Origin of the sequence: Streptomyces sp. NBC_01445 (assembly GCF_035918235.1) — a bacterium.
Taxonomy (GTDB): domain Bacteria; phylum Actinomycetota; class Actinomycetes; order Streptomycetales; family Streptomycetaceae; genus Streptomyces.
On record NZ_CP109485.1, the window covers coordinates 5,653,030 to 5,669,380 of the forward strand.

The 16,351-nt window shown below is 70.1% G+C and carries 16 protein-coding genes; 9 read left to right on the plus strand and 7 right to left on the minus strand.

Annotated elements, in window-relative coordinates; genetic code table 11:
* Positions 1 to 5 precede the first annotated feature (5 nt).
* Both OG574_RS25830 and OG574_RS25835 read left to right on the plus strand, forming a co-directional pair.
* Positions 6 to 500, plus strand: coding sequence for a YbjN domain-containing protein (locus OG574_RS25830; RefSeq protein ID WP_100595783.1), 495 nt, complete (start codon positions 6 to 8; stop codon positions 498 to 500).
* A 189-nt stretch (positions 501 to 689) separates the two neighbouring features.
* A complete protein-coding gene (locus OG574_RS25835; protein ID WP_326778615.1) occupies positions 690 to 2,309 on the plus strand; it encodes a glycoside hydrolase family 55 protein in 1,620 nt (539 codons plus the stop codon).
* A 3-nt stretch (positions 2,310 to 2,312) separates the two neighbouring features.
* On the opposite strand, the gene OG574_RS25840 is transcribed toward OG574_RS25835, so the two are convergent.
* Positions 2,313 to 3,587: an MDR family MFS transporter gene (locus OG574_RS25840; RefSeq protein ID WP_326775136.1), complete on the minus strand. Its 1,275-nt coding sequence runs from the start codon at positions 3,585 to 3,587 to the stop codon at positions 2,313 to 2,315.
* A 198-nt stretch (positions 3,588 to 3,785) separates the two neighbouring features.
* Here OG574_RS25840 and OG574_RS25845 point away from each other — a divergent pair, with 198 nt between their 5' ends.
* Positions 3,786 to 4,547 (plus strand): phosphoglyceromutase, encoded by a 762-nt coding sequence (locus OG574_RS25845; protein ID WP_326775137.1) that lies wholly within the window; start codon positions 3,786 to 3,788, stop codon positions 4,545 to 4,547.
* A gap of 81 nt (positions 4,548 to 4,628) precedes the next feature.
* On the opposite strand, the gene OG574_RS25850 is transcribed toward OG574_RS25845, so the two are convergent.
* From OG574_RS25850 to OG574_RS25870, 5 genes are all read right to left on the minus strand, one after another.
* Complete coding sequence (locus OG574_RS25850; protein WP_326775138.1) at positions 4,629 to 5,912, minus strand: serine hydrolase domain-containing protein; 1,284 nt, start codon at positions 5,910 to 5,912, stop codon at positions 4,629 to 4,631.
* Between the two features lie 192 nt (positions 5,913 to 6,104).
* Positions 6,105 to 6,482, minus strand: coding sequence for a hypothetical protein (locus OG574_RS25855; protein ID WP_326775139.1), 378 nt, complete (start codon positions 6,480 to 6,482; stop codon positions 6,105 to 6,107).
* A 146-nt stretch (positions 6,483 to 6,628) separates the two neighbouring features.
* Complete coding sequence (locus tag OG574_RS25860) at positions 6,629 to 8,059, minus strand: hypothetical protein (protein ID WP_326775140.1); 1,431 nt, start codon at positions 8,057 to 8,059, stop codon at positions 6,629 to 6,631.
* A 37-nt stretch (positions 8,060 to 8,096) separates the two neighbouring features.
* Positions 8,097 to 8,564 (minus strand): hypothetical protein, encoded by a 468-nt coding sequence (locus OG574_RS25865; RefSeq protein WP_326775141.1) that lies wholly within the window; start codon positions 8,562 to 8,564, stop codon positions 8,097 to 8,099.
* A 207-nt stretch (positions 8,565 to 8,771) separates the two neighbouring features.
* Positions 8,772 to 10,265 (minus strand): purine-cytosine permease family protein, encoded by a 1,494-nt coding sequence (locus OG574_RS25870; RefSeq protein WP_326775142.1) that lies wholly within the window; start codon positions 10,263 to 10,265, stop codon positions 8,772 to 8,774.
* Positions 10,266 to 10,426: 161 nt separating this feature from the next.
* On the opposite strand from OG574_RS25870, the gene OG574_RS25875 reads away from it, so the two are divergent.
* The 6 genes from OG574_RS25875 to OG574_RS25900 all read left to right on the plus strand — a co-directional run bounded on the left by OG574_RS25875 (position 10,427) and on the right by OG574_RS25900 (position 15,714).
* Entirely contained in the window at positions 10,427 to 11,335 is a 909-nt protein-coding gene (locus OG574_RS25875; protein WP_326775143.1) for a LysR family transcriptional regulator, read from the plus strand.
* 126 nt (positions 11,336 to 11,461) lie between these two features.
* Entirely contained in the window at positions 11,462 to 11,998 is a 537-nt protein-coding gene (locus OG574_RS25880; protein WP_326775144.1) for a flavin reductase family protein, read from the plus strand.
* On the plus strand, positions 11,995 to 13,467 hold the full coding sequence (locus OG574_RS25885) for a 4-hydroxyphenylacetate 3-hydroxylase family protein (RefSeq protein ID WP_326775145.1): 1,473 nt from the start codon (positions 11,995 to 11,997) through the stop codon (positions 13,465 to 13,467). The genes OG574_RS25880 and OG574_RS25885 overlap by 4 nt, the downstream gene beginning before the upstream one ends.
* Complete coding sequence (locus OG574_RS25890; protein WP_326775146.1) at positions 13,464 to 13,886, plus strand: RidA family protein; 423 nt, start codon at positions 13,464 to 13,466, stop codon at positions 13,884 to 13,886. The genes OG574_RS25885 and OG574_RS25890 overlap by 4 nt, the downstream gene beginning before the upstream one ends.
* Complete coding sequence (locus tag OG574_RS25895) at positions 13,883 to 14,560, plus strand: DUF1028 domain-containing protein (RefSeq protein WP_326775147.1); 678 nt, start codon at positions 13,883 to 13,885, stop codon at positions 14,558 to 14,560. The genes OG574_RS25890 and OG574_RS25895 overlap by 4 nt, the downstream gene beginning before the upstream one ends.
* On the plus strand, positions 14,557 to 15,714 hold the full coding sequence (locus tag OG574_RS25900) for a M20 family metallopeptidase (RefSeq protein WP_442816851.1): 1,158 nt from the start codon (positions 14,557 to 14,559) through the stop codon (positions 15,712 to 15,714). The genes OG574_RS25895 and OG574_RS25900 overlap by 4 nt, the downstream gene beginning before the upstream one ends.
* On the opposite strand, the gene OG574_RS25905 is transcribed toward OG574_RS25900, so the two are convergent.
* The gene (locus tag OG574_RS25905) at positions 15,692 to 16,306 is read right to left on the minus strand and encodes a TetR/AcrR family transcriptional regulator (protein WP_326775149.1); all 615 of its coding nucleotides are present in this window, start codon (positions 16,304 to 16,306) and stop codon (positions 15,692 to 15,694) included. The genes OG574_RS25900 and OG574_RS25905 overlap by 23 nt on opposite strands.
* Between the last annotated feature and the right edge of the window lie 45 nt (positions 16,307 to 16,351).

Below are 16,351 nucleotides of genomic sequence, written 5' to 3' on the forward strand. Positions count from 1 at the left end.
GCACCATGGCCGGCGCGGCGGCGGTCATCGAGCAGGTCCTCACCGAGGCCGAGCTCGAGTGGGAGAGCCCCGAGCCCGGCTCGTCGTACGTCGTGAAGCTGCCCGGGACGCGCAAGCTGTCGACGACGCTCTCGCTGCTCGTCGGCAAGCACTCGCTCTCGCTGAACGCGTTCGTGATCCGGCACCCGGACGAGAACGAGCAGGGCGTCCACCGCTGGCTCCTGGAGCGCAACCTCCGTCTGTACGGCGTGAGTTACGCGGTCGACCAGCTCGGCGACGTCTACCTCACGGGCAAGCTGCCCCTCGCGGCCGTCACCCCGGACGAGGTCGACCGCCTCCTCGGCTCGGTCCTGGAGGCCGCGGACGGCGCGTTCAACACGCTCCTCGAGCTCGGTTTCGCGAGCGCGATCCGCCGTGAGTACGCCTGGCGGGTGTCGCGCGGGGAGTCCACGCGTAACCTCGACGCGTTCACGAATCTGACCCAGCGCCCCACCAAGTAGCCCTTCCCTCCCGCCCGTTTCACTGCTGCACGCCCCCTTCCGTCGCGGGGGTCGCCGTGGCATGCTCGCGGCCGACGCAGACATGAACAGCGTTCACGTAGTTGAACGTATGGAATCGTGTGGAGGGTGGCGGCGGTGGAGAACCTCAGCAGACGCGGGTTGTTGGGCAGCGCGATCGCGGTGGCGGCCATGACGGCGACGGGAACCGGCGCGCGGGCCGCCACGGCCCGGTCCGGTGAAGTGCCGCCCATCTGGCGCGAATTCACCCGCACCCCCTATACGCACCCGCAGATCCCGTACGTCGGCCGGGCCGGATACCGCGTGGGCCGGCACGGCTTCGCCCGCCCCCGCGTCGTCGCCGACGTCGTACGCGACTACGGCGCCCGGCCCGACGGCTCGGCCGACGCCGCCCCCGCGATCAACCGTGCCCTCGCCGACGCCGGACGGGCCGGCGGGGGCACGGTCCACCTTCCCCCGGGCACGTACCGCATCGACGACCTCATCCGCATCGGCCACTCCGGCGTCGTCCTGCGCGGCGCCGGCAGCAGCCGCACCAAGCTGTACGCGACCCGCAGCCTCACCGAACTCATCGGCGTCTACGGCTCCCGCTACGGCGGCGACAAGTCCAGCTGGTCCTGGGCGGGCGGCCTGGTCTGGCTCTGCCCCGAGGACCGCTTCCGCACCCTGACCGACGCGATCAGGGCGAAGGCCTGGCCCTTCGAGGGCTGGACGGGAAACAAGCGCGACGAGTGGGACACGCTGACGGCGGTCGAACCGGCCACCCGCGGCTCCTGGTCGGTGACGGTCGCCGACGCGACCCGCCTCTCGCGCGGCGACCTGGTCCTCCTGCGCCTCGCCGACGACCCCGGGCACACCCTCCTCGAACACATGGCGGGCGGCGGCCCCGGCCCCGAGGCGTACTTCTGGGACGACAAGACCAAGCTGACCTCGTACGTCCCCTACGAATGGCCCGTACGGATCGAATCCGTGCACGGCCGCCGCGTCACCTTCGAACGCCCGCTCCCCCTCGACGTACGCCCGGAGTGGGACCCACGGCTGACCACGCACGCCGGCGCCCTGACCGGCTCGGGCGTCGAGGCGCTGACCCTCGAAGCGGTCGAGACCCCGCAGTCCCAGCACCTCCTCGACAAGGGCTACAACGGCGTCGCGTTCCAGTGCGCGTACGACTGCTGGGCCGACGACGTCACCGTCCGCCACGTCGACAACGGCTTCGGCCTGGTCGCCGCGTCCGCCTGCACCCTGCGCCGCACCCGCGTCGCGGGCCGCGGCTCGCACCATCCGTACTTCTGCCGCGAGGGCTCCCACGACAACCTCGTCGAGTCGTTCACGATCGAGCAGCGCACCGTCCCCGCCCCCGCGGGCACGCAGCTGCACGGCATCAACGTCGAGGGCCTGTCGTCGTACAACGTGTGGTCGCGCGGCGAGATGGAGATGGGCACGTTCGACTCGCACCGCGGCATGCCCTTCGCGAACGTACGCACCGACATCACGGTGAACAACGACGGCCGGCACGGCGGCGACGCGTCGGCGGGACCGCTCTTCGGCGCGCGCTTCACGCACTGGAACATCCGCGTCACGAATCAGCGCGCCGGGCTGATGCGCATCGACGGACTCGCGCCGTACAGCGCGACCGTCGCCGTCAACACCGTCCGCGAGTTCGACCAGACCGATGTCCCGGACTTCACCGGCGACCTGCATGCGCGGCTCGAGCTGTACGGCGACGGGGTGTCGGACACGGTCCGGCCGCGGAACCTGTACGACGCGCAGCGGTCGTCGGTCAGGCAGTGAGCGTCAGGCGGTGAGTTCGGGCTCGGCCACGGTCTTCTCGGGGCTGGGGACGGGTGCGACGGGGTGTTCCTCCGCGGGCAGCCCCCGCATCAGGATCCAGTACCCGGCCGCCGCGACCGTCCCGATCGCCGCGCAGCCCGCCCACAGCCACTGCGCGCCGAACCGGTCGATCGTCACGCCCGACGCGAGCGGGGCGACCAGGGCCGCCACGGACCACGACATGGAGTACATGCCCTGGTAGCGGCCGCGCCCGTGGGTCGGGGCGAGCCGCGCCACCAGGCCGGACTGCGTGGGCGCGTTCACCATCTCGCCGAGGGTCCACACGACGACGATCAGGGCGTACGCGGCCATCGACCCGGCGAACGCGGTGAGCGCGAAGCCGTAGCCGATGAGGAGCGAGGAGACCGTCAGGAGCCGGCCCGCGTCGCGCTTCTCGATGAAGCGGGTGAGCGGGATCTGCAGCGCCACGATCACGAGGCCGTTGACGGCGGCGACGAGCCCGACGTCCGAACTGCTCAGCCCCGCCTGCCCCATGACGATGGGCAGCCCGGACGAGGACTGCGTGAAGACGACGGAGATGAGGAACGAGAGGCCGACCATCAGCATGTACCGGCCGTCGCGCAGGACGGTCAGCATCGTCACGTCGGCGACGGGCGCCGCGTCGGGCTTCGGCTCGGCGCGCTCGGGCCGCGACTCGGGCACCTTCACGAACACCAGGACCGCGCAGGCGAGCGTCATCGTGGCCTCGAGGAGGAAGCCGGCGGTGTAGCTGGCGGCGACGAGGAAACCGGCGTAGACGGACGAGACGGCGAAGCCGAGGTTGATGGCCCAGTAGTTGAGGGAGAACGCCCGCACGCGGTCCTTCGGCGCGACGAGGTCGGCCATCATCGCCTGCACGGCGGGCCGCGATGCGTTCGAGGCGACGCCGAGCAGGAAGCCGGTCACCGCGATCCCGGCGGGGTCGCGCACGAAGGCGAGGACGGCGACGGTCACGGCGGTCGCGAGCTGCGCCGCGAGGAGGGTGGGCCGCCGCCCGATCCGGTCCGCGAGCACCCCGCCGAGCACCGACGCGATCATTCCGCCGAGCCCGACGAGCGCGGCGACGAGACCCGCGAACGACGCGGAGAAGTGGCGCTCGGTGGTCAGGTACAGCGCCATGAACGTGAGGACGAAGCCGCCCAGGCGGTTGATCAGGGTGCTGGTCCACAGCCACCAGAACTGGCGCGGCAGACCGGACACACTCTCGTGTGCGGCCCGTCTGAGAGCGGTGACGGACATCGGGACGGTTCCCCCTGGGAGTGCTGGTAAGCGGCGCAGCTGGTGTACGAAACTTACGGGGGAGGAGGCCGGGGGAGCCACTCAATTGACGGCGGCCGTCAATCGTCGGCGGGACCCGCCCCCGTACCGTCGGACCCGTACCGTCCGGCCCGTGGCCGGGCGCGCAGGGCGCAGGAGGCGTGGATTAGGCTCGGAGTCATGGCCGACGCACCGTACAAGCTGATCCTCCTCCGCCACGGCGAGAGTGAATGGAACGCGAAGAACCTGTTCACCGGTTGGGTGGACGTCAATCTCAACGAGAAGGGCGAGAAGGAGGCAGTCCGCGGCGGTGAGCTGCTCAAGGACGCAGGCCTGCTCCCCGACGTCGTCCACACCTCGCTCCAGAAGCGCGCGATCCGCACGGCCCAGCTGTCGCTGGAGGCCGCGGACCGCCACTGGATCCCCGTCCACCGCTCGTGGCGCCTGAACGAGCGGCACTACGGTGCGCTCCAGGGCAAGGACAAGGCACAGACGCTGGCCGAGTTCGGCGAGGAGCAGTTCATGCTCTGGCGCCGCTCGTACGACACCCCGCCGCCGCCGCTGGCCCGCGACGCGGAGTACTCCCAGTTCAACGACGCGCGCTACGCGACCCTCCCGCCGGAGCTGCGCCCGCAGACGGAGTGCCTCAAGGACGTCGTCGTCCGCATGCTCCCCTACTGGTTCGACGACATCGTCCCGGACCTCCTGGACGGCAAGACGGTCCTGGTCGCGGCCCACGGCAACAGCCTGCGCGCCCTGGTCAAGCACCTCGACGGCATCTCCGACGCCGACATCGCGGGCCTGAACATCCCGACGGGCATCCCGCTGTCCTACGAACTCGACGCGGACTTCAAGCCCCTGAACCCGGGCGGCACCTACCTGGACCCGGACGCGGCCGCGGCGGCGATCGAGGCGGTCAAGAACCAGGGTAAGAAGAAGTAGCTTTTACGATCATGCCCCTGAGCTGCGTATATGGCGCGGCTCGGGGGCATTTTCATGGCCTGGGTCCTGTCCCGGAGTTCGTCACTGCGCCGCCGGCTGTGCCGGGAGGTTGAAGATGTTGGACGGGGAGATGATCTTGGTGATCGCCTGGCCGACGAGGGTGCTCGGCTCCGAGTTGTCGTGGTTGATGTCCGTGTTCAGGACCACCACGAGGGTCGCCTTGGCCGACGGCAGGTAGATCGTCAGGGACTCGTAGCCCGGCAGGGAGCCGTTGTGGCCTATCCAGCCCTGGACGTTGAAGATGCCTAGGCCGTAGCCCGCGCCCGGGATCGTGGTCTTCGGGGTGATGAGGCGCTGCTTCTGCGTGGCGGGGCTGATCATCGTGGCGCCGTCGGGGAACTTGCCCGTGGCGACCGTGGGGGCCCAGATCCGCAGGTCGTCGAGAGTGGAGATCATCGCGCCCGCCGCCCAGCCCCAGGACGGGTTCCAGTCGGCCGAGTCCTCGGTCTTCCCGCTCGCGGTCTGGTTCGTGTAGCCCTGCGCGTGCGGCTCCGGGAACTCGTTGCCGGTCGGGAACAGGGTCTGCTTCATGCCGGCGGGCGTGAGGATGTTGTCCTTGATGTACTCGTTGAGGGGCCGGCCGCTCTCCTTCTCGACCACGAGGCCGAGCAGGATGAGGTTGGTGTTGCAGTAGTAGAACTTCTCGCCCGGCGCGAACAGCACGGGGTGTTTGAACGAGTAGTCGAGGAGCTGCTGCGGAGTGAACGGCTGCTCCGGATCGGACGTCAGCGCCTTGTAGAAGCCTTCGTCCTCCGAGTAGTTGAAGAGCCCGCTGCGCATCTCGGCGAGCTGACGGATGGTGATCTTGTCCCCGTTGGGGACCCCGTCGATGTACTTGCCGATCGGGTCGTTGAGGCCGACCTTCTTCTCGTCGACCAGCTTCAGGATCGACGTGACGGTGAACGTCTTGGTCTCGCTGCCGATACGCATGTGCAGGTCGGGCGACATCTTCTGGCCGGTGCTCTTGTCGGCGACGCCGAAGGACTTCACGTACTCGCCCTTGTCCGGCGTCCACACACCGAAGGTCACACCCGGCACGTTCGCCTCACGCATGACCTTCTGCACGGCGGCGTCGAGCTCCTTCTCCACGGCGGGAGTGAGCTTCTGGACCTGTCCCGGAGCTGTAGACCCGGAATCGGACGGGGAGGGCGGGTCGGTGGCACGGACGACGGAGGCGGAGCTGGAGCCGGCGGATACGGCGGCCGGTGTGGCGAACGCGGACCCACCCGCTATCGGCACCGCGAGCGTTCCCACGGCTACGGCGGTCACAGCCCCCCTGCGCAATCCTCGGCTCGAGTGCGTCATGAGCTGACTCCGACCATATGAGGAAGAACTCACAGGAAGAACTCAGAACCATCGTAGGGCGGGGCCCCACTCGCCGCCTGTCCAGTCACCACAGCCCGCAGCCACTGGGGCAACGCGGTCACCGCCTCTCCAGCAGCCCCTCGTCCATCGCCACCACCACCCGGTGTCCACCGGTCGGTGGATCAGGCCCCCTCAGTCGACCCCGCGCAGATAGACCCGGCTGTGCTGCGCATCGACCGGATGCACGGCCACCTCGAGGGAGTTCAACTCCCCGGCGCAGGGCGCGCACACCGGCCCGCCGCGCACGTCCGCAAGCGTCTCCGGCTCCTTGAGCCCGAGGTGCGCGAACGGCGTCGTGGGTTTCACCGTCTCCGCGAGGGGCTTGGCGCGGTGGGTGAGCTCCTGCTCGGGCGAGAGCCCGCTCAGGAACGCGCCCACGCGCGCGGTGGGCACCGTAAAGGCCAGAAGAAGCCCGTCGTCCTGGAACCCGCTCTGGTAGGCGGCATGCCGGTCCGTCGCCTCAGCGGGGATCCGCACGTGCATCTGGTCGCCGACGTCGGCAGCGGTCACGCCCGGCTTCCAGTGGGGGACTTGCGTACGTGCGTCTGCATCGCGTGCGGTGCCGCCCGAGCAGGCAGTGAGCACGACGCATGCCGAGAGACACAGCGCACCGCCGGTCACGCCTCGCACGGAAAGCATCGAGAAGGGCCGCACCTTCATCGCGCATCACCATTGCGTCCGATGTCGGTACGGGTCCCGTCCCGCCCGGGATCTGCAGGGTCAGGAAGCTTCGCGGGACCCGACCCCAGGTCGTGGTGCTGCACCGAACCGCTGCCTCGCATGTCGAACTCCCTGGCCAGACCCGTCGTGTGGAGGCGCGCCATGTCCGCGTCGGTCACTTCGGTCGGGCCGATCTCGGTGGACTTTCCGGGGTCCCAGTTGTACCGGTCCCAGACGTTGACCTGGTAGTCGAGCGACACCTTGGGCTTTCCGTCCGCGCCCGGGGTGACGGTCACGGCTCCGGTCGTGTTCGTCGTCGCGCTGCCCACCGCCAGATACCAGTTGCGGTCGCTGTGGGTGTAGCCCTGGGGCGGGGTCTCCACCGGGATGGTGACGGGCTTTCCACCGGATTTCTCGAAGGCAGCCAGTGCCTGCTGCTTCCACTGTTCCTGCTGCCCCGCGATGGTGCCCTGCGAGGCGAGGCGCAGGGACTCGTCGTCTGTGAGCATCCGGTCGACATCCAGGTCGAGGGTGGTGCCGAGCCCTCGCAGATAGTGATCCATGTTCCGGGCGGCATCCGTGTTCCCGATGAAGTCGCCGGCGTTCGCCATGCCTTCGGCCTGGAGCTGGATCCAGTAGTCGTGCATGCCGGGGTCCTCGACGTCGTACGGTCCTGCTCCGTCGTCCGACGCCCCGCGCTTGACAGTGGGAGTCAGCAGACCGGCGGACAACAGGTCGTCCTTGTGTCCGGCCCACAACTGCGCCCTGGCCTCTGGGCTCAGGGACTCCCAGAGCCGTCGGAGCTCCGCGCGCTGCTTGGCATCGGCGTCATCGCCCAGCTCGGCAAGCTTCTCCGCGCGCGGCATCATGTCCTCGTCGAGCGAGGTGTACGTGGCGTGGCCCGCGTTGAAGGCGTCGATGCCGTGGCTCTTCTGCAACGCGCGGACCAGCGCGGCGTCGACCTCCGAGGCGTGCGCGACGAGGCCGGTGATGGTGTCGGCGTACCACTGCATGATGTCGATCTTCTTCTGGCCGCCCGGCTTCTCGTCGACCTTGCACACGGCCTCCATCACCTTGACCGTGCCGTTCTTCTCGTCGATGACGATGAACTCTTCCTTGCGCGCCGCCTCGGTCAGGCGCTTGGCACGGTTCTGCAGCGACTCCAGTTCACCGTGGGCGTCCTCGATGACGCTCCAGATGCTCTTGGCCTCCGCGTGCAGGTCCGAGATCTCCTTCGTGGTCTTGTCCACGAACTCCCGGGTCACGTCGGCGTTGAGGCCGGCCCAGTGCGCCTTGTCCGACGTGGCCTTGAGCCCGTCGCGGGCGTCACCGGAGAGGGTCTGGAGGTGGTCCGTCGCCTGCTTCCAGTCGGTCACCGCGGTGCCGAGCTTGCCGAGGTCGACCTCGATCAGATCTGTGTAGTTCACGCGCCGCACGCCCCCGTTCGGTACATGGCAAAGCCTTCTACTTGAAGTAGCCGTCGAGGCTGGAGACGGAGATGGCGGAGCCGTCCCGGTTGCGCACTTCCGCGGCGATCTTCGCGTCGTCGTGACTGTGCAGCTTCTTCGAGTAGTCGAGGTGGTTGGAGATGTGGGCACAGGCCTGGAGGACGGACTTCACCTGGCTCGTCCACAGCTCCACCGTGGTCTCGAGCTCACCGCCGGCCCCGAAGTGATGGCTCTTCAGCTCGGCGGCGGCCTGCATGGTGGACCCGGAGCCGTGCTCGTCCGCGCCGGCGCCCGCGATGTCGACCTGCTTGCCCAGCCGTGTGTGCAGCGAGAACGCCTCGTGCCCGACGGCCCCGAGATCGTCCTGCCGCACGATGAGATCGCCTCCTCCACCGCCGCCGGGAGGCGCCTGGTTGAGCTGCATACCGGCGTCCCGTCGCTGGGCGGCCTCGCCTTTGAGCTGCTCCCACTCGTCCCATGCCATCGATGAACCCGCCTTCCCCCGTGTCGTGTTGGCCGGGTGATTGGCCCCCCCTCTCAGACACTGACCGGGCGTCGGCGGTTGCGGGCCGACGGGTAGTACGCGGAAGACCGGATGGGCTCCGTCCTTCCGCGGAGCCCATTCAACTAGCGAATCACTGTGTGAAGTTGAAGGACGTCTGGCTTGTGGTGTGGGCTCACGCGGCCGCCGTCACGCGCTCGCAGAAGCCGACTCCGCCGTCACCCCCGACTCCGTCTCCGCCCCCGCCTCGGTCCCGGTTCCCGCCTCCGTCACATCGCTCCCGCCGCGCACCGCCACCCTCCGTGCCCACACGTAGTACACCGGCGCCGTCACCACCAGTCCCACGAGCCACGACAGGTCCGCGCCGCCGAGGGGTGCTACCAGCGGTCCCGTGTACAGCGACGTGGCGACGAAGGGGAGTTGGACCGCGATGCCGATCGCGTACGACGTCAGGGCCACCGGGTTGAAGCGGCCGTAGCGTCCGCCGTCGGGAGCGAAGAGGTCGCCGAGTGCGTAGCGCCCGCGGTGGACGAGGTAGAAGTCGATCAGGTTGATCGCCGTCCAGGGGACGAGGACGACGAGCAGGACCAGTACGAGGTTCACGAAGCTGGAGACGAAGTCGCTGGACAGGGCCGTCGCGATGATCAGCGCGGCCACGAGGACCACCACGGAGACGACGCCGCGTGCCCTCTGGCGCGGGGTCCACGCGGGGCGGAACGTCTGGCAGATGGTGATCAGCGACAGCACCGCGCCGTAGAGGTTGAGCGCGTTGTGGTTGATGACCGAGAAGAGGAACAGGAGCAGCACGACCGGGCCGAAGGCGCCCGCCGCGCTGTCGAAGCCCGCCACCGTGTCGTCCGTGCCGGGCGACGCGAGGCCGATCACCGTGCCCGCGAGGAACGGCAGCGTCGAGCCGAGACACGAACCCCAGTACGTGGCCCAGAAGGTCGACGCCGTACGGACGGTGCGCGGCAGGTAGCGCGAGTAGTCGGAGACGTACGGGGCGAAGGCCAGCTGCCACAGGGCGCTCAGGGAAACCGTCGCGAGCCAGCCCGCGAACGTGAACGAGCCCGCTGAGAAGAAGCCGTCGGGCAGGCCGCGCCCGACCACCACGGCGAGGCCGACCAGGACGCCCGCACCGAGCACCCACGTCGCGATCTTGTTGAGAGTGTGGATGAGGCGGTAGCCGACCCAGCAGATCAGGGCCGAGCCGAGCGCCCCGAGCACGATGCCCGCGTCGACCGGCACCGCGGGCGCGAGGCCGTGCAGGGATTTGCCGGCCAGGATGATGTTCGAGGCGAAGAAGCCGATGTACATCGCCGCCGCCACGACCACGATCAGCAGGGCGCCCACGCTGCCGAACTGCGCCCGGCTCTGGATCATCTGCGGGACGCCGAGCTGCGGGCCCTGCGCCGAGTGCAGCGCCATGAAGACGGCGCCGACGAGCTGGCCGACCAGGATCGCGAGGACGCTGGACCAGAACGACTGGTGGAACACCTGGACGCCCATGGCACCGGTGACCAGCGGCAACGGCGCGATGTTCGTGCCGAACCACATCGTGAACAGGTCGCGGACGCGGCCGTGGCGCTCGTTCTCGGGGACGTGGTCGATGGTGTGCTGCTCCACCGAGGGAGATGCAGAAGCGGAAGCAGCGGGGGAAGGGGACGGGGACGGGTCTGTCATGTGGGACTCCCTGTCTGAGCGGGGCGGGGGGAGTACGGGGGCGGCGTTGGTCGGGGGAGTCTCGCCACGGTTTCGGTCAACGGTCAAACATCGATTTCCCGGGAGTTACATCTGATTTCGAGATGCAGACAGCTCGCGGGCGCCCGGGGCACAATCCCGCCATGGCCAAGGACGCGAACTTCACCCTCGTGCAGCTGCGGTACTTCCTCGCCGCCGCCGAGCTCGGCAGCATGACCGCCGCCGCGCACCGCATCAACGTCTCGCAGTCCGCCGTCTCCACCGCCGTGCACCACCTGGAGCGCGAGCTCGGCGTGCAGCTCCTGATCCGCCGGCACGCGAAGGGCTTGGAACTGACGGCCGCGGGGGAGCGGTTCCTGCACGAGCTGCGCGGCTTCCTCACGCACGCCGACGAGCTCGCCGAGTCGGCCAGGAGCCTGGGCGCCGACCTCGTCGGCGAGCTGGCCGTGGGCTGCTTCCAGACCCTCGCCCCCTTCTATCTGCCCCGCCTGCTGCGGGAGTTCGGCGAGCGCCAGCCCGCCGTACGCGTCGAGGTCGTCGAGGGCGACATCCCGGCCGTGCAGGAGAGCCTGCGCACGGGCGCCTGCGAACTGGCGCTGCTCTACGACATGGATCTCGACGCCGACATCGAGTGCGAGGTCCTCGCGATGGCCCCGCCCTACGCCCTCGTCCCCGAGGGGCACCGGCTCGCGGGCGGTGGCCGGGCCCGTCTCGCCGACCTCGCGGACGAGCCGATGATCCTGCTCGACCTGCCCGCGAGCCGGGACTACTTCCGCTCCGTCGCGGCCAAGGCCGGCGTCGAACCGCGCATCAGCCACCGCACCCGCAGCTACGAGACCGTGCGCGCCCTGGTCGCCGCCGGATACGGCTGGTCGCTGCTCAACCAGAGGCCCGCGCACGACCGCACCTACGACGGGTCGAGCGTCGTCGCGCTGCCGCTCGCCGACCCCCTGCCCGCGCTCCCCGTCGTCCTGGCGAAGCTGCGCGGGGTCCGCCTGACAGGCCGCGCGCAGGCGTTCGCGACGGCCTGCAGGGAGGCTTTGCGCGCCTGAACGACCAGCTCAGGCCGATCATCTCCAAAACCAATGCAATAGCGCTAAAAGATCTGTTGTACGGATGCAGGTCCCGGCTCCCATAGTGGTCCCACCACAGCCCACTCGCTCCGAGGGAGGCCGCTCGTGACCATTGCTCCGGACCAACTCCTCACATCCCGCCAGGACTTCGTGGCAGCGATGGGGAACGCCGCGACGGGCGTGACCGTTGTCTCCACAGAAGGACCGGCCGGTCGCTTCGCCCAGACCGTCTCCGCCATGTGCTCCGTCTCCGCCGACCCGCCCTCGCTGCTGGTGTGTGTGAACGAGCGGAGCCCCCTCGCCGCGGCCGCCGTGCGCAACGGCGTCATCGCCGTGAGCGTCCTCGCCGCCGGCCAGGCCCACGTCTCCGACGTGTTCGCGGGCCGCCCCGCCCGCGGCAGCGGCCCGTACGACTTCGACAGCGCCGAGTGGGACGTGCTCGCCACCGGCGCCCCCGTCCTGCGCGGCGCGGCCGCCGCCTTCGACTGCCGGCTGGCCGACTCCGTCACGCAGGGCACCCACCAGGTCCTGTTCGGCGCGGTCGTCGCCTCCGCGGTGTCCGGCGCGCACCCCCTCGTCCACCACGCCCGTACGTATGCCACCCCGAGCCCCCTCAACTCCCTCAAGGAGCACGGCGCATGATCCGCACCGGAGACCAGTACCGCGAGTCGATCCGCGACGGCCGCGACGTATGGATGAACGGCGAGAAGGTCACCGACGTGACCACGCACCCCGCGTTCAAGCCGCTGGTCGACATACGCGCCCGGATCTACGACATGGCGCACGACCCGGAGACCCGGGACTCCATGACGTACAAGGACGAGACGACCGGTGAGGTCAACGCGATCCAGCAGAAGCCGCCGCGCACCCGCGAGGACTGGGACGCGAAGCGGGCCGCGACGGACGCCGTGCTGAGCGACGTCGGCGGTGTCGTGACCCGCGTCGGTGACGAGACGATCGGTGAGGTCTGGTCGCTCATCGACGGCCAGGACGTCCTCAACGCGATCAACCCCGCGTACGCGGAGAACGTCAAGCGGCACATCGACCACGCGCTGTACGCCGACCCCTTCCACGTCTCCGCGAACACCGACCCGAAGGGCGACCGCTCCAAGCGCCCCCAGGACCAGGACCCGGACATGCTCCTGCATGTGGTGCGGGAGACGGACAGCGGCATCGTCGTGCGCGGCGCCAAGTACGAGACGGCCGCCGCCTACTCGAACCAGGCGTTCACGAAGCCGACCATCGCGAACTGGGGCGACTCCGAACTCTCCGACTACGCCCTCGGGTTCATCGCCGACATGGGCTCGCCCGGCCTGAAGTACATCTGCCGTACGGGCTTCGCCGGTACGAAGCCGCCCGCCGACTACCCGGTCTCCAGCCGCTTCGACGAGGTCGACACCCTGGTCGTCTTCGACGACGTCGAGATCCCCTGGGAGAACGTCCTCTTCTACCGGGACACCAAGGCCGCCACCTTCATCCGCGCCACGCTCCACCGCTACAGCGCGTTCGCGTTCACGCAGCGCAATCTGCGGCTCGCGGACCTGATGATCGGCGCCGCGCTGTGGAACGTGAAGCAGACCGGCCTGGAGAAGCAGCAGGCCGTGCAGGAGAAGCTCGCGACGCTGGCCTGCTACCGCGAGGGCATCAACGCGCACCTGACCGCGTCCATCGCGATGGCGGAGCCCAGCCCCGGCGGGCTCCTCATGCCGAACCAGTCGCTCCTGTACACCGGCCGCGTCCTGGCCTGCTCGCAGCTGCACGAGATGATGCACATCGCGCGCGAGCTGTGCGGCGGCCAGATCTGCATCACGCCCGACAAGGCGTCCTTCGACCACCCGGACACCAAGCCGTGGCTCGACAAGTTCTACTCGATCAACGAGCACTGGGTCGCCGAGGACCGCCGCAAGCTCCTCGCGTACGCCCGTGACCTGCTCAACTCGGACTACGCGGGCCACCGCCTGACGTTCCAGCTCTTCGCGCAGTCCCCGCCGTTCGCGCACCTCGGCGCGGTGTACCGCAACTTCGACTGGGAGGGCCCGCTCGACCTGGTGAAGGACGCGGCCGGTCTCAGCGACAACGTGCTGGGCACCCTCGGGAGGAAGGCCAAGTGACGACCCACCGGCGCATCCGCCCCTTCAACACGGCGGACACGTACCCCGAGCAGGACCTGTCCAACGACCTCGCGCAGGCGGTCGTCGCCGACGGCACGGTCTATCTGCGCGGCCAGATCGGCCAGGATCTCGACACGCGCGAGAACGTCGGCGTCGGGGACGTGGCCGCCCAGGCCGAGAAGGCCATGGCGAACATCGCGATGCTCCTGGAGGAGTCCGGCAGCCGCCTGGAGGACATCGTCAAGATCACCGTCTATCTGACGGACATCCGCTTCCGCGAGCCCGTCTACCGCGTCATGGGCCGCCGGCTCAAGGGTGTCCACTACGTCTCCACGGGCCTCGTAGTCTCGGCGCTGGCCCGCCCGGAATGGCTCGTCGAGATCGACGCGACGGCCGTCATCCCGAAGGAGCGCCGATGACGTTCTCGATCGCCGCGCGGTGCCCGCGCACGGGCCGGTTCGGGGTGGCCGTCACCTCGTCCTCGCCGGCCGTCGCCGCGCGCTGCGCGCACGTACGGCCCGGAGTGGGCGCGGTCTGCTCGCAGAACGTCACCGACCCGCGCCTCGGCACCCGCCTGCTCGACCTCCTGGAATCCGGGGTGCCCGCAAAGACGGCCGTGCGTGAAGTGGCGGCCCAACCTCACGCAGAATGGCGGCAGTTGACCGCCGTCGGTGCTTCGGGTCCCGGCGCGGTCTTCTCGGGCGCGCGCACCCTCGGCACGTACGCGGAGGCGGTCGGCCCCGACGCCGTGGCCGCGGGGAACCTCCTGTCGGGCTCCGGCGTCCCCCGGGCGGTACTCGACGCGTTCACGGGCGCGGACCCCGAGGCTCCGCTCGCCCGCCGCCTCGTCGACGCCCTCACGGCGGGCGCGGCGGCGGGCGGCGAGGCGGGACCCGTCCATTCGGCCGGACTCCTCGTCGTCGACGTACAGCAGTGGCCGGTGACGGACCTGCGCGTCGACTGGACCGAGGGCGACCCGATCGCCGAGCTCGCGCACCTGTGGAAACTGTGGGAGCCGCAGGAGGAGGCGTACGTGCAGCGGGCCCTCGCCCCGGACGCGGCGCCGAACTACGGCGTGCCGGGGGACGAGTGAGGCCCGTGCGCGAGGCGGTCGCGAAGGCGTCGCCCGAACTCCTCGCCCTGAGCCACCGCATCCACGCGAACCCCGAGGTGGCGTGGGAGGAGGAGAAGGCGGCGCGCTGGACCGCGTACGCCCTCGACGACCTCGGCTACGACGTCGTGACCGGCACCGCGGGCCTGCCCACCGCCTTCACCGCCACCGTCGGCAGCGGCCCGCTCCACCTCGCGATCTGCGCCGAGTACGACGCACTGCCCGGCCTCGGCCACGCCTGCGGGCACAACGTCATCGCGGCGGCGGCGGTGGGCGCCGCGGCCGGACTGGCGCCGGTGGCGGACGAGTTGGGACTCAAGGTCACCGTCTTCGGCACCCCGGCCGAGGAGGGCGGCGGCGGCAAGATCCTCATGCTGGAGCGCGGCGCCTTCGACGGGGTGCACGCGGCGATGATGGTGCACCCCGGTCCCGCGGACGTCGCCGAGGCCGACCCGTACGCGGTCGCGCACCTCAAGGTCCGCTTCCACGGCAAGGCGGCGCACGCGGCGGCCTACCCGGAGCAGGGCCGCAACGCGGCGGACGCGTTCACGGTCGCCCAGGTCGCCATCGGCCTCCTGCGCCAGCAGCTCCCCTCCACGACGCGCGTGCACGGCATGGTGACGCGCGGCGGGGAGGCCCCGAACGCGATCCCGGAGCTGACCGAGGGCCGCTGGTACGTGCGCGCGGGCAGCCTTGAGGAGCTGTCCGCGCTCCAGCCGCGCGTCGAGAGGTGCTTCGAGGCCGGCGCGCTCGCCTCGGCCTGCGACCTGGAGATCGAGCCGGAGTCCCGCCCGTACTCGGAGTTCCGCAACGACGCCGCGATGCTGGCCGTCTACCGCCGTACGGCCGAGTCCCTCGGCCGTACGTTCGACAGCTCCGGATCCCCGGCGGCCCGGATGAACCGCGCCTCCACGGACATGGGTAACGTCTCCCGCGTCCTGCCCGCCATCCACCCGTACCTGGGCATCAACTCGCTGCCTGCGGTCAACCACCAGAAGGAGTTCGCGGCGGCGTGCGTCACCCCGGACGCGGACCGGGCGGTCCTCGACGGCGCGCTCGGCATGGCACTCACCGCGGTGGCCCTCGCGGGCGACGACGGCGAGAGGGCCCGGCTCACAGCTCCGGGCAGCCGGTGACCGTCCGCGCGTAGCCGAGGAGCAGGCGCCGGGCGACGTCCGGCGTCAGCTCGGCGTTGCGGCTGACGATGTGCAGCCCGTAGCCGTCCTCCAGCGCGACGAGGTTGCGCGCGAGGTCGGCGACGGGCTCCGTGAGCATGAACTCGCCGACTGCCGCGCCGACTTCGAGCACGGTCGCGTACAGGGCGGCCTCGCGCGCGAAGAGCGACGCCATCAGGGTCGCGTGCCCGGAGCTGCGGTCTGCGCGCCGGTGCAGCTCGAAGAGCAGTCCGTGCACGGCGTCCCCCGAGCCGCCCGGCAGCCCGCTCCCCACGAGGGCCCGCAGCCGTGCGGCGGCCCCGGTCGCCCCGTCCACGGCCTCCTGCCGGGCGGCGAGATAGCGCTCCACGGCGCCCCGGTGCACCTCCAGGACCAGCTCGCCCATCTCCGGGTAGTAGTACAGAACGGACCCCGCCGACATCCCCGCCTCGGCGGCGATGTCCTTGATGCGCAGCCCCTCAAGGCCCCGCTCGGCGATGGCGCGCCCCGCCGCGTCGACGAGGGCCTCGCGGCGCGCCGTCTGGTTCTTCGGTCTCCCAGGCTTGTTCCCCATGGGTTAATTCTCTGTTACTCGGTTCAAATAAATCAAGTTCCTTGC

Bases quoted from the DNA above. Each gene is read 5' to 3' on its own strand.
- OG574_RS25830 (WP_100595783.1), top strand. From the start codon at position 6: ATGGCCGGCGCGGCGGCGGTCATCGAGCAGGTCCTCACCGAGGCCGAG.
- OG574_RS25835 (WP_326778615.1), top strand. From the start codon at position 690: ATGACGGCGACGGGAACCGGCGCGCGGGCCGCCACGGCCCGGTCCGGT.
- OG574_RS25840 (WP_326775136.1), bottom strand. From the start codon at position 3,587: ATGTCCGTCACCGCTCTCAGACGGGCCGCACACGAGAGTGTGTCCGGT.
- OG574_RS25845 (WP_326775137.1), top strand. From the start codon at position 3,786: ATGGCCGACGCACCGTACAAGCTGATCCTCCTCCGCCACGGCGAGAGT.
- OG574_RS25850 (WP_326775138.1), bottom strand. From the start codon at position 5,912: ATGACGCACTCGAGCCGAGGATTGCGCAGGGGGGCTGTGACCGCCGTA.
- OG574_RS25865 (WP_326775141.1), bottom strand. From the start codon at position 8,564: ATGGCATGGGACGAGTGGGAGCAGCTCAAAGGCGAGGCCGCCCAGCGA.
- OG574_RS25870 (WP_326775142.1), bottom strand. From the start codon at position 10,265: ATGACAGACCCGTCCCCGTCCCCTTCCCCCGCTGCTTCCGCTTCTGCA.
- OG574_RS25875 (WP_326775143.1), top strand. From the start codon at position 10,427: ATGGCCAAGGACGCGAACTTCACCCTCGTGCAGCTGCGGTACTTCCTC.
- OG574_RS25885 (WP_326775145.1), top strand. From the start codon at position 11,995: ATGATCCGCACCGGAGACCAGTACCGCGAGTCGATCCGCGACGGCCGC.
- OG574_RS25895 (WP_326775147.1), top strand. From the start codon at position 13,883: ATGACGTTCTCGATCGCCGCGCGGTGCCCGCGCACGGGCCGGTTCGGG.
- OG574_RS25905 (WP_326775149.1), bottom strand. From the start codon at position 16,306: ATGGGGAACAAGCCTGGGAGACCGAAGAACCAGACGGCGCGCCGCGAG.